This window comes from Micromonospora sp. SH-82 (assembly GCF_051132485.1).
In the GTDB taxonomy this organism is placed as follows: domain Bacteria; phylum Actinomycetota; class Actinomycetes; order Mycobacteriales; family Micromonosporaceae; genus Micromonospora.
In genome coordinates this window covers 800,001-814,657 of sequence record NZ_CP148049.1, presented here as the reverse complement: position 1 = coordinate 814,657, position 14,657 = coordinate 800,001, and the positions used below count along the sequence as shown (strand labels likewise).

General features: G+C 71.3%; 14 protein-coding genes. 2 read left to right on the top strand and 12 right to left on the bottom strand.

Going from position 1 to position 14,657, the window contains the following annotated elements; genetic code table 11:
- Positions 1-20: 20 nt before the first annotated feature.
- From WHN02_RS03745 to WHN02_RS03725, 5 genes are all read right to left on the bottom strand, one after another.
- On the bottom strand, positions 21-1,133 hold the full coding sequence (locus WHN02_RS03745) for a sodium:proton exchanger (protein ID WP_350897792.1): 1,113 nt from the start codon (positions 1,131-1,133) through the stop codon (positions 21-23).
- Between the two features lie 130 nt (positions 1,134-1,263).
- Entirely contained in the window at positions 1,264-1,944 is a 681-nt protein-coding gene (locus tag WHN02_RS03740; protein WP_434742060.1) for a S1 family peptidase, read from the bottom strand.
- Positions 1,945-2,093: 149 nt separating this feature from the next.
- Positions 2,094-2,738 (bottom strand): class I SAM-dependent methyltransferase, encoded by a 645-nt coding sequence (locus WHN02_RS03735; protein ID WP_434742059.1) that lies wholly within the window; start codon positions 2,736-2,738, stop codon positions 2,094-2,096.
- A gap of 54 nt (positions 2,739-2,792) precedes the next feature.
- Positions 2,793-3,278, bottom strand: a complete 486-nt coding sequence (locus WHN02_RS03730) for an NUDIX hydrolase (protein WP_434742058.1) — start codon at positions 3,276-3,278, stop codon at positions 2,793-2,795.
- A gap of 141 nt (positions 3,279-3,419) precedes the next feature.
- Positions 3,420-4,211 (bottom strand): FkbM family methyltransferase, encoded by a 792-nt coding sequence (locus WHN02_RS03725; protein WP_434742057.1) that lies wholly within the window; start codon positions 4,209-4,211, stop codon positions 3,420-3,422.
- 269 nt (positions 4,212-4,480) lie between these two features.
- On the opposite strand from WHN02_RS03725, the gene WHN02_RS03720 reads away from it, so the two are divergent.
- Positions 4,481-6,061 (top strand): Na+/H+ antiporter, encoded by a 1,581-nt coding sequence (locus WHN02_RS03720; protein WP_434742056.1) that lies wholly within the window; start codon positions 4,481-4,483, stop codon positions 6,059-6,061.
- A 62-nt stretch (positions 6,062-6,123) separates the two neighbouring features.
- Here the strand turns inward: WHN02_RS03720 and WHN02_RS03715 are convergent, their stop codons facing one another.
- From WHN02_RS03715 to WHN02_RS03685, 7 genes are all read right to left on the bottom strand, one after another.
- Positions 6,124-7,527 carry an MBL fold metallo-hydrolase gene (locus tag WHN02_RS03715; RefSeq protein ID WP_434742055.1) on the bottom strand — a complete coding sequence of 468 codons (1,404 nt, stop codon included), beginning with the start codon at positions 7,525-7,527 and terminating at the stop codon, positions 6,124-6,126.
- Positions 7,528-7,641: 114 nt separating this feature from the next.
- Positions 7,642-8,199 (bottom strand): hypothetical protein, encoded by a 558-nt coding sequence (locus WHN02_RS03710; protein WP_434742054.1) that lies wholly within the window; start codon positions 8,197-8,199, stop codon positions 7,642-7,644.
- Positions 8,200-8,421: 222 nt separating this feature from the next.
- Complete coding sequence (locus WHN02_RS03705) at positions 8,422-10,518, bottom strand: cellulase family glycosylhydrolase (RefSeq protein WP_434742053.1); 2,097 nt, start codon at positions 10,516-10,518, stop codon at positions 8,422-8,424.
- Positions 10,519-10,702: 184 nt separating this feature from the next.
- The gene (locus tag WHN02_RS03700) at positions 10,703-12,127 is read right to left on the bottom strand and encodes a DUF6297 family protein (protein ID WP_434742052.1); all 1,425 of its coding nucleotides are present in this window, start codon (positions 12,125-12,127) and stop codon (positions 10,703-10,705) included.
- On the bottom strand, positions 12,124-12,741 hold the full coding sequence (ccmA, locus tag WHN02_RS03695) for a heme ABC exporter ATP-binding protein CcmA (protein WP_434742051.1): 618 nt from the start codon (positions 12,739-12,741) through the stop codon (positions 12,124-12,126). Before ccmA ends, WHN02_RS03700 begins: the two co-directional genes overlap by 4 nt.
- Positions 12,742-12,806: 65 nt before the next feature.
- Positions 12,807-13,574 carry an HAD family hydrolase gene (locus WHN02_RS03690; RefSeq protein ID WP_434743807.1) on the bottom strand — a complete coding sequence of 256 codons (768 nt, stop codon included), beginning with the start codon at positions 13,572-13,574 and terminating at the stop codon, positions 12,807-12,809.
- 234 nt (positions 13,575-13,808) lie between these two features.
- Complete coding sequence (locus WHN02_RS03685; protein WP_434742050.1) at positions 13,809-14,261, bottom strand: PRC-barrel domain-containing protein; 453 nt, start codon at positions 14,259-14,261, stop codon at positions 13,809-13,811.
- A gap of 107 nt (positions 14,262-14,368) precedes the next feature.
- Between WHN02_RS03685 and WHN02_RS03680 the strand changes: the two genes are divergently transcribed.
- Positions 14,369-14,626, top strand: coding sequence for an SCO4848 family membrane protein (locus tag WHN02_RS03680; protein WP_434742049.1), 258 nt, complete (start codon positions 14,369-14,371; stop codon positions 14,624-14,626).
- Positions 14,627-14,657: the final 31 nt, after the last annotated feature.

Sequence of the window (14,657 nt, the reverse complement as noted above, 5' to 3'; positions counted from 1 at the left end):
GGCCGGGTCGCGCGGTTACCTCATCCCCACCAGAAGAGCGAGCCGAGCACGATGTAGAGGGCGACGAGGGCCAACCCCTCCAGGTGGTTGACCGTCCCGTCGATGGTGACGAAGACGACCAGCAGGGCCGCCACGATGACGGCGACGATCTGCAACGGCGGGAAGATCAGCGTGAACTCCCCGGCACCGAGCAGCGGCGCGATCAGGGTCAGCACCGGGGCGAGCATCAGGGCGACCTGGAGTGCGCCCTCCATGGTGATCGCGGTGGCGGTGTCGGCGTCCCCGCGCAGGCTCAGCTGGACCGCCGGGGCGAGCTGCGACAGGTTGCCGACGGTGGCGACCAGGAACAGACCGACGAACGCCGGGTTGAGGCCCATCGCCTCGGTCGCCGGCACCAGGGCGTCGGTGAGCCAGTCCGCCTCGAAGGCGATCAACAGCCCGGCCACCACCACCAGGATCAGCACCCTCGGCAGCGGCCAGGTGCCGACCTTCGCCTCACCGGTTCCGTTGTGGACCGGCGGCGGCGCGTCGGTGTTCTTGCCCAACCGGAACGGCAGCGACACCAGGAAGACGGTGAGCAGGGCGATCGCCACCACGTACGAGACGGCGCTGGTGTGCTCGGCGGCGGGGGTGCCCAGGTTGACGGCGATCGCCGGGGTGATCAGCGTGGCCATCAGCAGCACCAGGAGGACCCGGGTGACCTTGGCGTGCCGGCCGTCGATGGTCATCGTCCCGTTGCGCAGCCCACCGGTGAGGTACGCCAGTCCGTTGCCGAGCAGCAGCAGGTTGAGCACCGACCCGATCAACGCGGCCTGGACGACCGTGACCAGTCCGGCCCGCAGGGCGAAGATGCAGATGATGAGTTCGGGCAGGTTGCCGACGACGGCCTGGAAGGTGCCGATGGTGGCGGGTCGCATCCGGCCACCGAGCTGGTCCAGTGCGCGGCCGAGGACGGCGGAGGCGAGGGTGATCGCCCCCAGGGTGCCGAGGAACCGCAGGACCGGAGGGGCTCCGGCGAAGTGGGCCGCCCCCACCAGCAGCGCCGCGATGATGGTCGCCACCCAGAGCATGAGGTCGACGAGGCGACCGATGTCCTGGCGTCGGCCCTGGACCCCGGACGCGGCTTCTCCCATGATCACACTATGCCGGGTGGGGGTCGCCCGCCGTCAACGGGCCTTGATTCATGTCACTTCGTCGCCGCTCCCGGACCGGCTTGGGGGCGGCGTGGTGCGGGACGCCGGACCGGCACCCCGCACCACCACCTCAGACGCCGGTGACCGAGGTGATCCAGCTTCGGCTGTTCGCCACCGAGGCGTAGTTCTGGTAGGTCGACCCGTTGCCGGTCGAGCAGACTCCGACCTGCTGTCCGTTGTAGAACTGCGGTCCGCCCGAGTCGCCCCGCCAGGCGACCCCGTTGACGCCGGTGCTGCGGATGGCCTGACCGCCGTACGCGTCGGTGGCACTGGTGGAGCTCACCTGCACGGTGGCGGTCTTCAGGGTGGGGGATGCGGCGCAGTTGGTGCAGGTCCGGCCCCACCCGAAGATCGTGTTGGTGGACCCGGTGGGCGGGTTGCTGCTGGCCAGGGTCACGTACGTCGTGGAGATGGCGGTGCTCAGGTAGAGCAGGCCGAGGTCGTACCGGTTGTAGGTGGCGCTGACAGTGGCGGTGCTGCCGCCGGAGGAGCGGTTGACGCTGCCGACCCGGACCGACATCGACCCGCCGAGGCAGTGTGCGGCGGTGAGCACCCAGCGCGGCGCGATGATCGAGCCGGAGCAGGTGAACGACCCGCCGGAGAGGACGGCGGCGGCCCACGGCGCTGACGCGACGGGGCCGCCGCCGATGATCGGCTGCGGTGCGGTGGGGGCGGCGACTGCGGTCGAGGGGGCGAGGAACGCGCCGACGAGAGCGGTGGCGACGGTCGCCATGGCGAGGCGGAGACGCAAGACGAACTCCTTACCGAGGGGGCGATGAGGCCCGACAGTAAGCGAATCCAGGTGTCGGCGACAATATCTGGAACAACTGTTTCCGAACTGTGCGGCTCATCGCTCCAGTCGGTGGGTCGGTGGTATGACCCGGCGATTATCTATTTATCTCACTGGATCTGATTCGGTGTGGCCCGGGGTGCGGAGGCGGCCTCCAGGACGTACAGTCGCCATTCCCGGCCGTCCTGGCCGAGGAGGTCCTGACGGGCGGGCGAACGGGCCACGAGGTCGGCGTTGAGCCGGTCGACGAACGTCCGCCACCGGGGGGTGCGACCCTCGTCCGGCTGCCACAGCGAGACCACCAGCGCGCCTCCCTCGGCCAGCAGGGGGAAGAGGCCGTCGATGACGGCGGGCGCGTCGTCGAGGTAGTAGAGGACCTCGTTGAGCAGGACGACGTCGAACCGGCCCCGCACCGGCAGGGCGGTGACGTCGGCGCAGACCCAGTGGTGACCGGCACCCCAGGGGGGACGCGGGAGCGCGGTCATGGACCAGTCGACCCCCAGGTACCGGCCGGGGTACGCGGTCCCGCCCAGCGCCTCGTACAGCAGGCCGGTGCCGGAGCCGAGGTCGAGGAGGCTGGTGGCCCCGCGCTCACGTATCTCGGCGGCGATCCGCTGGTAGCGGACCGCCTCCACGTCGTCGGCGAGGTAGTCCCATCGACCGCTGCGATACTGCGACTCCCACTCGGCGCGGTCTGTCGAATCGGGTACGCGAATCGTGGCGGCGCCTGCGGAATCCTCACTGGTCTGCGTCATCACAGCACGATAACCCGGTGTACGGCGGGCCGCCGATCGAGCGGAACGGATGCCTCAGGTGGTCGACGGACCGCCCCACCACCGTTCCAGAAAGGCGGCCTGTTCGGGGATCGTCCCGTCCGGAACCCGGCGGAAGGTCCCGATCTCGTCGGCCTGCTCGGCGGCGGCCAACCGGCCCGTCAGCACGGCTGCCTCGAAGGCGACCCCGACCGGCCAACCCGGATATCCGCCCCGGTGCAGGCTCGGATACTCGATGTAGCCGATCATCCCCAGGACGTCCACCTCGACCCCGAGTTCGGCGCGGGCGACCCGGCGGACCGCGTCGGGCAGGAGCTCGCCGAAGTGCACGGTCCCGCCGGGGATGTGCCACCGACCCCGGCACGGCTCGATGGACCGACGGGTGAGCACCACCCCGGTCGGGGTGGTGACGACGACCTCGACGGTCAGCCGGGGCACCCGCGCGTAGATCGCCGCGAACTCCGCCGGTGGTAACGGCCGGTCAGCCGTCGGTCCGACCGGCGGCGGGAGGACATCCACCATGGCAGCCAGGTTGGCACACCGGCCCCGGACGACCGGTCAGGTGACCCGGCGTGGCGTCCGAGCGCCGGTGACGGAACCCGGAAGAACGTCAGCGCCCCGGCACGCACGAGCAGCGCCCCGGCCCGTCAGCGGTACGGCCCGTCAGCGGCGTGGACCGGTGACGAGTCGGGCGTACACGTCGCCGGAGCGGCCCAGCGGACGGAACCGTTCGATCAGCTGTAGCAGTTCGGTGGCGTTCATCCAGCTGTCCTGGGCGTACCGCATGGTCTCGATCGGCGAGTAGTTGTACTCGTAACCGCCCGCCGGGGCGCCCAACCGCTCGACCTGGCCGAGCACCTCGACCGCGGCGTCGTGGGCGGGCGGAAGGTACTCGAAGGAGAGCGCCGGAACCGGATGGGTGAGTCCGGCGAGCACCTCCGACTCGAACCCCTCGACATCGATCTTGCAGAAGGCCGGCACCCCGTGCCGGGCGATCAGGTCGTCGAGGGTGGTGACAGTGACCTGGAGGGTCTGGTCCCACCGGACCCTGGCGAAACTCTGGTCGGTGGTCACCGAGTCGATCCACTTCTGCGACAGGGTGGAGACCGTCGGGGTGGCCGTCGACAGCGCCAGGCTCGCCTGACCGGCCTGCGCCCCCACCGCGTCCGGGACGAGCGTCACCTGCGGATCCCGGCCGAAGAACAGCCGCAGCACCCGCAGACAGTCCGGTTGCGGCTCGATCGCCACCACCCGGGCACCGAGCTTGCGCCAGGTGCGGACCCGGCCACCCACGTGCGCGCCCACGTCGAAACCGAGGTCACCCGGGCCGAGGAAGTCGCCGTAGAGGCGGGCCGCCCGGCGGTGTTTGCCCGGCTGGCCGTGGTACAGCACCATCGACCGGGCCAGACCCCACGCGCGGCGGGGCAGGTCCCGCCCCCGTCCAGCAGTCTCCATGCTCGTTCCTCCCGCTGTGCGCCGTCAGGCTCCGGCAGCCCGACGTGGGTCGGCTGCGCGGAACGCGGCCGACACCGTCTAGTACGGCATACCCCGGTTCGCCGGTTCACCGCGGCCGGATACCGGACCGGCTCGCCCACTGTGGCACCCCTCGGACCGCCTGACGACCCGAAACCCCCTGTCGGATCCTCTGTTCCCCCATGTCACGGGCGGTACCCGTAACACGATGGTCGGGGGACCGGTGCACCGGACGGAGGGGAGGGCGGGGCGTGGAGGCTCTGGTGCTGATCGTGGTGCTGGGCGCCACGGTGATCGTCGGCACCACCCTGGGCGGCCGGTACAGCGTCGCCCCGCCGGTCCTGCTCATCGCGCTGGGCGCACTCCTCGCCCTCCTGCCGCCGCTGTCCCACGTGGTCCTCGAACCCGAAGTGGTGCTGCTGCTGTTCCTCCCGGCCATCCTCTACCGGGAGAGCCTGGTCGTCAGCCTGCGGGAGATCCGGGCGAACCTCCTGGTGATCGTGCTCCTCGCCGTCGTCCTGGTCGTCCTGACCATGTTCGCGGTGTCGCTGACCGCCCAGGCCCTCGGCGTCGTACCGGCGGCGGCCTGGGTGCTCGGGGCGGTGCTCGCGCCGACCGACGCGGCCGCGGTCGCCGGGCTGGCCAAGCGGATGCCCCGCCGGATCCTCACCACCCTGCGCGCGGAGAGCCTGATCAACGACGGTACGGCGCTGGTGCTGTTCGCGGTGACCGTCGGGGTGATCTCCGGGCACGCCTCACCGGGCGCACTCGAACTCGTCGGGGAGTTCGTGGGAAAGGCGACCGGCGGTATCGCCGCCGGACTGGTCACCGGAGGGGTGGTGGTCCTGATCCGCCGTCGCCTCGACGATCCGCTGCGGGAGGGCGCGCTGAGCGTACTGACCCCGTTCGTGGCGTTCCTGCTCGCCGAGACGGTGCACGCCAGCGGGGTCCTCGCCGTGGTCGTCGCCGGTCTGCTCCTGTCGTACGCCGCGCCCCGCGTCATCCGGGCACCGTCACGGGTGCTGGCCCTCGGCTTCTGGGACCTGGCCACCTTCCTGATCAACGGTTCGCTCTTCGTCCTGCTCGGCATGCAGATCCCCCGGGCGGTACGCGGCATCACCAGCATCTCGGCCGTGCAGGCCCTGGTCATCGCCCTGGTGGTGACCGGGGTGGTGGTGGCCACCCGGATGGTCTGGGTGCACCTGTCGATCGGCCTGATCGAGGCGTTCGACAGGCGGCCGGGTCGGCCGGCGGAACGGGTCGACTGGCGGGTCCGGACGATGGCCGGGTGGGCGGGTTTCCGGGGCGCCGTCTCCCTGGCGGCGGCGCTCGCGGTGCCGGTGACCACCGACACCGGGTCGCCGGCAGCCGAACGGGATCTGATCATCTTCTGCACCGCCCTGGTCATCGTGCTGACCATGCTGTTGCAGGGCACCACCCTCCCGGCCGTCGTCACCTGGGCGCGCCTGGTCGGCGACCCCGGCCGGGACGACGAGGTCAGGCTGGCCAGGGTGGCCGCGACCCGGGCGGGACTCGCTGCGCTGCCCGGGGTGGCCGCCCGGCTCGGGGTCAGCCAGGACTCGGTCGACAGGCTGCGCGGCGACTACGAACAGCACCTCGACGACGTCGAGTCCGCCGGGAACGACGAGGGGGACAGCACCCGTGACCGGGAACTGGTCCGCCGCCTCCAGCTCGACCTGATCGACCACAAACGCCGCGAGGTGACCCGGCTGCGCGACCGCAACGAGATCGACGACGCGGTACAGCGGGAGGTGCAGGCGGTGCTCGACATCGAGGAGATCCGGCTGCTCGGCCCGCAGACCCCCGACTGACCCCCGCTCACGGCCCCGACTCGTCCCCGCTCACTGCCCCGGCTCCCCCGATCCAACCCTGCTCACTGCCCCGGATCGCCCGGGACCACGGGGAGGCCGGCGTCGGCTGCGACGCCGTAGTCGTCGTCGACGAGCACCGTCGTACGACCGGCGCGGGCGAGCAGGCTGGCGGCGACGGCGGCCCGGTACCCGGACCCGCAGTGCACCCACACCGTCCCGGCGGGCACCTCGTCGAGGCGGTCCGGCAGGTCGGCCAGGGGGAGATGCACGGCACCCTCGACGTGATCGGTGCGCCACTCGTTGCCCAACCGGACGTCGAGCAGGACGTCCACCCCGGGCAGGCCGGACGGCGGGGCACCGGCGCGGGCGGCGGCGAGGTCGGCGAAGGTGGCCCGGGGCAGCCCGACGAGCCGCTCCTCGACGCCGTCGGCCCACTCCCCGGGGTCGCCGGTGGCAGCGGCGGCGGGGCGGTCCACCCCGATGCGGGCCAGTTCCCGCTGCGCCTGCGCGATCTGCTCCTCGCTCTCGCCGAGCAGGGTCAGCGGGGCCTCCCACGGGGCCAGCCACCCCAGCCAGGTGGCCATCGGCCCGTCCAGCCCGAAGCTGAGCGTCCCGGTCAGGTGCCGACTGGTGAACGCCGTGCGCGACCGCAGGTCCACCACCCACTGGCCGTCGGCGATCCGGTCGGCCACCTCGGCGGCGTCCGCCCTCCGGGCCGGGGTCAGGTCGATCGGGTCGGCCCCGGCGGCGTTGATCGCCCCCAGGTGCGCGTAGTACGCCGGGTACGCGTCGAGCCCGGCGAGGGTCTGCTCGACGAAGTCGTCGGCCTCCAACCGCAACGCCGGGTTGACCTGCCGTTCCCGCCCGACCGTCGACTCCGGCGCGTCGGACTGGGTGGCCGCGCAGAAACTGCCGAACCCGTGGGTGGGCCAGACCTGCGCCCCGTCGGGCAGGAGGTCGGCGAGTCGGCGTACCGACCGGTGCTGGTGCGCGGCGAGGGCGTGGGTGTGCCGGTGACCGAGCAGGTCGGTGCGTCCGGTGGTGCCGAACAGCAACGACCCGCCGCTGAACACCCCCACCGGCCCGTCCGGGCCGTGCAGGACGTACGACAGGTGGTGGAAGGTGTGTCCGGGGGTGGCCACCACCCGGAGCCGCATCCGGTCGGAGACGGTGACCTCGTCGCCGTCGGTCACCGGCACCCGGTCGAAGCCCACCTCGTCGGCGGCGGCCACCAGGTACCGGGCGCCCGTCGTCCGGGCCAGGGCCAGCCCCCCGGAGACGTAGTCGTTGTGCAGGTGGGTCTCGACCACGTACGCGACCCGGACCCCGAGCCGTCCGGCCAGCGCCAGGATGCGGTCGACGTCGCGTTGCGAATCCACCACGATCGCTACCTGGCCGTCGTGGGCCAGGTAGCTGCGGTCGCCCAGCGACGAGGTCTGGACGATCTGTACGTCGAGGTCGGCCATGACCTGTCTCCGATCTGTCGTCGTGTGGTCACCAGTCGCCCGTCTGGTGACCACTACGCCTGTCCAGGGTGAAGAGGAGGGTCACTCTCCGAACATTCCTCTTGCCGTCAGTGGCTACTGCCTCTGACGCTTGTTGGGGCGCTCCGCGCTCGGGCCGGGTTGATACCGGGACGGCCCGGAGGGGTCGACCCTGTTGTCAGCCGTGTTCATCTGCTGCGTACCCGGGAGAGGCTGCTGAGCCGCCTGCGAAACATGGGCTTGGCGGACACCCGGGGTCCGGTCGAGGAGCGGATCGTAGGGCATCAAATGCCGGGTCTGTTGGGCGTGATGCGCGTACGCCTCCGGCGTCCAGTTATGCCGGTTCCACTCCTGGGGCCAGGCATGAGCCATCCGATCCCCGGCGTTGTAAGTGACTCCCGTCTGACGAACTGCGCTCGGTGTGCCCAGGACCAGACTGGACTCAACCCTGAGGGCGGCTTCTGCGGACTCTAGCTTGACCCACTGAGTTTGCCATTTATCGTATGCGGCATGTTCGTCTGCGGTCGGCTGGTGGCCGTTCTGCATGGCATTGGTCAGCGCCGTAGCAAATTCGCTGCCCTGCTCGACCTCTCTCTTCAGCCGCGCACGATTTTCCGGGTCACGCAGGTTACCTTCAACGTTGTCTTCGAGCATTCTTTTTCTCCTTCCATGGGTGGACGCATACCGCGCACCTCACGAAGGGTGAACGACCGAAGGTGGCGGCATCCCTTATACGGGCGACGCCCTTCCCTGGTTCATCCCGTCCTGCGGAAACCTTCGGGAGCACCAGCACCACGCGGCCTGTGGTCGCGGCCCAGTCGTGGCCGGTGGTCCGGGCCGCCGTGGGGCGCCAGGCGGTCCGGACCACCGTGCGGGTCAGGCGGTGGTGCCGGTGACGGTGCTGCCGGACTTGGTGACGTGGTAGGTGACCGTCGCGCCGCTCCAGAAGTGGAAGGTGAGGGTCACCCGGGAACCGGCGTTGACCTCGGCGAAGAAGGCCTCGGTCAGGGTGATGCGGTTGCCGGTGTAGTCCGGGGAGAAGGTCACGTCGAACTCCTTGAACGACGTCCAGTTGTGCGGTCCGGCGTTGCTGCCGTCGGCGTACTTCGCCTCCATGGTGGCGAGCTGGTCACCCCGGAACTGGGTGGGGACGGCGAAGGCGGTGGTGCTGCCGGTCGCGTTGGACAGCACCGGCGGGTCGTACGAGATCACGTCGATCCGCCACGGCACGCCGGTGGAGAACCGTGCGTGCAGGGTGGCGTTCACCCCGTACGCCCGGCTGCCGACCAGCCGGGTCAGCGCGCTCGCGGTGAGGGTGAGCTGGCTGCCCGAGACGGTGTAGTCGGTGCCCTGCACCAGGTTGGTGTTGCCCTGACGCAGCCCGGAGAAGGTGGTGCCGTTGAGGTTCAGGGTCAGCGACTTGGCGGTGACAGCCCCGGTACGCGGGACGTACACCTGGTCGGAGGAGGCGGTGCCGGAGCGGGTGGTCCAGCTCGACCTGATCTGGGCCCACAGCTCCGCGTCCCGCCACTGGAAGGTGGTCCGGTTGAAGTGCTGCCCGTTGTCCCAGAGCTGGGTGGTGAGTCGCCGGCTCTTGGCGTAGTGCCCGAGGAACTCGAAGAACTTGAGCTTCTCGCCCTGCTGGATGGTGCCGGTGTGCCTGTCGAAGCCGAGCAGGCCGTACTCCCCGACGATCACCGGGATGTTCCGGGTGACGAAGGTGTTGTACACCCTGTCGAACTGGTCGGTCAGGTCCTTCTGGGTGGTGGCGTCGAAGCGGGTGCCCCCGGCGACGTTCACGCTGAACGGCCAGTACCCGTAGAAGTGCACGGTGGCGATCAGGTTGCGGTCGTTGAGCTGGTTGATGGTGGCCAGCAGTTCGTCGGCGCGGGCCTGGTCGGTCTGGGTGTAGACGGTGGGCAGGACCAGCATCCGGGTGGCGTTGTTGCCCCCGGAGGCCCGGACGATCCGGTGGAACGAGGTGTTCAGCTCGTGCAGGAGCTGGGCGTTCTGGGCGTCACCGGAGCTGTTGGCGAACTGGGGTTCGTTGACGCTTTCGAGGTGCAGCTTCGGTGAGGCGTCCTTGAACGCGGCGGCGATCTGGGTCCAGAGCGCGTTGTACCGGTTGAGGACGTTGGTCCGGTCGGTCGGCATGGTGTTGATCCACTGCCACGAGTCGTGGTGCAGGTTGATCATCACGTAGAAGCCGTCGTCCAGGGCCCAGCCCACGACCTCCTTGACCCGGTTCAGCCACGCCGTGTCGATGGTGTACGCCGGTGCAGGCCCGTGGTGGTTGCTCCAGGTGACCGGGATCCGGATGCTGTTGAACCCCTGCGCCCGGATGGCGTCCAGTTGCGCCTCGGTGACCCGGGGGTTGCCCCAGGCGGTCTCGTCGGCCCCGACCGCGTCGAAGGTGTTGCCGAGGTTCCAGCCGGGCTGCATCGCCGCCACGTAGGCCATCGGGTCTCCGACCGGGGGTGGGGTCGTGGGCGGCGGGGTGGTGACCGGCGGGGTGGTGGGTGGGGCGGTGGTCGGGCCGACCCCACCGGTGCAGGTGACGCCGTTGAGCGCGAAGGTGGTGGGGGCGGTGTTCGTCCCGGTCCAGGAGCCGTTGAAGCCGAACGAGGCGGTGCCGTTGGTCGGCAGGGCGGCGTTGTAGCCGACGTTCGTGGCGGTGACCGCGGACCCGGTGGCGGTGACCGTGGCGTTCCACGCCGAGGTGACCTGCTGTCCGGAGGGGAACGTCCAGGTCAGACGCCACCCGTTGATCGGGTCGCCGAGGTTGGTCACCGCGACGTTCGCGGTGAAGCCGCCCGGCCACTGGTTGGCCGAGTAGGCCACCTTGCATCCGGCGGCCGCCTGCGCGCTGACCGCGAACGTCATGCCGAGGGTCACCATCACCATGCTGAGGGCGCCGGCGAACAGGCCGAGGCGCCATCTGGTCCTGCGGGTCGTGCCTCGTGTTCCGGTCATGACGCTCCTCGCCTGGGTTCCGTTGGGGACGGACAACGGCAGGCGCCACTGCGAAGGCGGCCGGCGCCCGATCGGGGAACGCAGATTAAGTTGGAATACCAAACTTTGTCAATCCATGAATCCCGATCAAAGGAGCCGCGAATCCTTCCGCCTCCACCCGACGTGAGCAGCGGATCCGATCCGGTCAGGACAGCAGGAGGCGGGCCACCACCAACACCGCCACCACGTCCCACCCCCGCAGCATCTGGGTCATCAGCCCGACCGGAATCACCCCGAACGGGGTGTGCGCCACCGGCGTGTCGTAGTCCAACGGCGGCCGGGTCCCCGACCGGTAGGCGGCGACCACCACGCCGAAGACCATCACCACCGCCACCCACCCCAACGACGGCCCACCCACCGGCAGGGTCGCCAGCCACCACAGCGCCGCCCCCATTCCCGGAACGACCACGTGCGCCACCTGGTTGCGGGAGTCGTCACCGCCCAGCGCCCGCCGCAGCCCGGGGGAACGGCTCAACGACCGGAGCCCCCCGGTCAACCGGTCGGTGGCCAGGTACGCCCCGATCACCTGCGCCGAACCGGCGACAGCCGGAGCAGCCACCGCCACCGCGTACTGCACCAGGATCAACGCCGCCCAGGCCGGCACCGCGCTCGGGTGCCGCCGCAACCGGCGTACCTCGGCCTGCACCAACACCCACCACCGCCGACCGGCGAGGAAACGCCGACTCCGTACCCGGCCCACCCCACGCCACCGACGGCTCTCCAACAGCCCGCCGAGCAACGACGGATCCAACATCACCGCGGCGGTGGCGGCCGCGTTGGCGAACTGCGCACCGGTGGTCAACGCGGCCCGGTCGACGAGCGGCAACGACCGGGCCGCCAGGGCGGCGGTCAGCACCGCCACCGGCAGACCGACGGCCAGGAGCCCGACCGCCACCGAACCGGAGGGGCGGACCAGCCCACCGCCGGTGAAGTGCGCGACCACCACCCCGACGGTCAGGACGGCACCGGCACCCACCAGGCCGACCCCCAGCAACCGGGGCCACCGACGCCCCGCCCGACTGCCCTGGGCGACGACGGCCAGCGCCGTCGCCGCCACCCCCACCACCCCGGCACCCGAGACCGCCACCACCAGGTCGACGCCGGCATCCACCCCGTCGACGAACGCGGAGACCGCCCCCACCAGCCCCACCGCACCGAACGCCCCGCCGAGCAGGACCACGAACCGGGGACGCAGCCAGGCCGCCCGGTCCACCGGACTGCTCACCGCCCAACTCTGCAACGCCGGTACGACCAGCAGCGGACCCACCGACCGCAGGCCCTGCCAACCGAGCCCGGCCACCGCCACCAGGGCGGCCACCACGATCCAGTACCGCTCACCGGCGTCCGCGGCGGCAGCCGCCGGCGAGTCCAGGTACTCGCGTGCGTTGCTGACGAACGCCACCCCGTACATGACCCCGAACAGGACCACCATGTACACGTCGGTGAGCAGGTCACCGACGGACTGGGTACGGTGCCGACGGCGGGCCTGACGCAACCGCGACCGCAGTTGTCGCGCGGTCGGGACATCCGCCGCCACCGCGGGCCGTTCCGACGTGTCCGACCCGGTCACGCCCCCAGCTCGATCCGATCGTCGGTCACCGCGTCGACCAGTTCCGCGTCGTGCGAGGCCATCAGCACAGCGGTGCCCGCGTCCCGCTCGGCGCGCAGCCGGTCGGCCAGCCACGCCCGCCCCCGTACGTCCAGTCGCTGTTCCGGCTCGTCGAGGACGAGCAGCCGGCGCGGTCGTACGAAGCACGACGCCAACGCCAGTCGACGCCGTTGCCCGCTGGAGAGGGTGGCCGGCAACTGGTCCCGAGCCCGGTCCAACCCCAGCTCGGCCAGGACCTCGGGGACCGGGTCGGCCGAACCCCCGTGCGCGTGGGCGAGGAGTTCGAGGTGCTCCACCACCGAGAGGTCCGGGAAGAAGTCGATGTCGTCGAGGGCGGCCGCGACGTACGCCCGCACCCAGGCATCCGTCTCGTACGCCCGCCGCCCGTCCACCAGCACCTCACCGGCGTCCGGCCGGTCGGCCCCGACGACACACCGCAGGAGGGTCGTCTTGCCGGAGCCGTTCGGGCCGGTCACGACGGCGATCCGCCCCGCCCCGACTGTGAAACTGACCTCGTCCAGGACGACCAGGCTGCCGAACCTACGGCTCAACCCCTGTACCGCGAGCGCCTCCATGCCGGCCCACTCTGCCAGTCGACCGCAACCGCGAACCTGCTAGGCAGGGTTCCTCCGCCGAGGAGTCACCGGCCCCTCCGCTCACCCAGTGCCTCACCCAGCAGGTCGACCAGTCCGTGGCCGTCCTCGATCCGGGCATCCGGCAGCGCGTCGGGCAACGGGGACTCCCGGTCCGTGCGCGCCGACCGCATCAACACCACGGCGGCGGTCCCGGCCCGCCGGGCGCACCGGACGTCCCGGTGCACGCTGTCCCCGACGAACCAGCACCCGCCGATCGGCACCCCGATCGCCCGGGCGGCCAGCAACGCCAGCTCCGGGTTCGGCTTCCGAGGCCCGGCCTCGTCGCTGTAGAACTGCGCGGCGAACAGGTGCGTCAACCCGGCCCGGTCGAGGAAGTCGCGGTGCGCAGCCCCACAGAGGGTGTTGCTGACCACCGCCATCGGCAGACCGGCAGCCCGAGCCGCCCGCAACGCCTCCGGGACACCCGGGCGCACGGCCCACCCGGAACGCCACGTCCAGGCGTACGCCAGCGGGGTCGCCTCCCGTTCGACCGCCGCCCGGGCAGCCGAAGGCCAGTCGACGGTGACGAAATCACGGAACACCTGCGCGTGCCCCATCTCGACGGACCGCTCGGTGTTCCCCACGTCGTCGCGCCACGCGGCGTACGCCCGGACCCCCGCGTCGAGGTCCTTCCGGATCCGCTCGGTGCCGACCTCCCCCCGGGTCACCTCGTCGACCCGCCGGACCAGCTCCGGTTCGGCGGTGTTCCGTGCCGGCGCGTCCGCGAGCACGCCACCGAAGTCCAACAGGAGAGCACGGGGTGGGGGGAGCATGGCCGTCATCCTGCCTCACCCCACAACGACCCGCCGGTCCGACGGCGGCCCCGGCGGTGGCCCGACCGTGGCTCGGCGTTCGCTGCGGCGGTGGCCTGGCGTTTGCTCGGCGGTCCGGCGGTGGCCCGGCGCTGGCCCGACGGCGTGTGCTCGGCGGTCCGACGGTGGCGCGGCGGTGGTGGCTCGGCCCGGCCGAGTTCGGAGCGGACCCGGTCGGGTGACGGCCCCGCTCTCTCAACCCTGCCCGTAGGTCTGCGTGAAGTACGTGCCCACCTGGTCGCGGTGCTCCTGCGCGCGCAGCTGCGTCGGGTCGACGCCCGGCGAGTCCTTGATCTGCTCCCGGCTCCGGTCGACGTGGACGATCCGGTCGAGGTGGTCGACCCGGGAGACCGTCCCCGCCGGCAGGAGCACCTGTCGACCGAAGATCCACGGACCGGTGTCGACGACCAGGTAGCTGGCGTCGACGTCGTTCGTCGCCTCGTCGATGGAACCGACCCGACCGTCGGTGGCCTCCACCCGGTAGCCGCTGAGGTCGAGCGGGGTGCCGGGGCCGGGCGCGTCCAGCCCGTCGGTCGCCCCGTCGGACTGCTCGGACGGCCCACGCGAGGGGCTCGCCTGGTCGTACCCGCCGGCGAGTGCGGCCGGATCACGCCAGGACCACGGATTGAAGTTCGGGCTCTGCTGCATCGGGACCTCCCGGGCGGCTGGACGGTTCCCCCTTCCTCCTGCCCCGGCCCACCGGGACGGAAACGGCGTACCGGATCCGGGTGGCTCCGCTGGCATACTCGACTCCCATGGTGCTGTCACGGGGCTGGGCGTTGTTCCTGGTCGGAGTCGGGGTCTGGACCTGGGCGATCTGGCCCCGGTTCGCCGTCGCCATCTGGCGCGACCCCCGCGCGTGGGCCAGTGGCACCGTCGGTGACTGGCCGGCCACCGGCTTCCTCTGGGTGCACGCCCTGTTGATCGGCGCCTCGCTGGCCATCGGCACCACCGTCGCCCTGTTGGGCGTCCGCGCCTGGCGAGCCGCTCCTCGGAGGACCGCGAACCGCTGACCCCGCAGAACCGAGCCCGGATTGGCGCCCT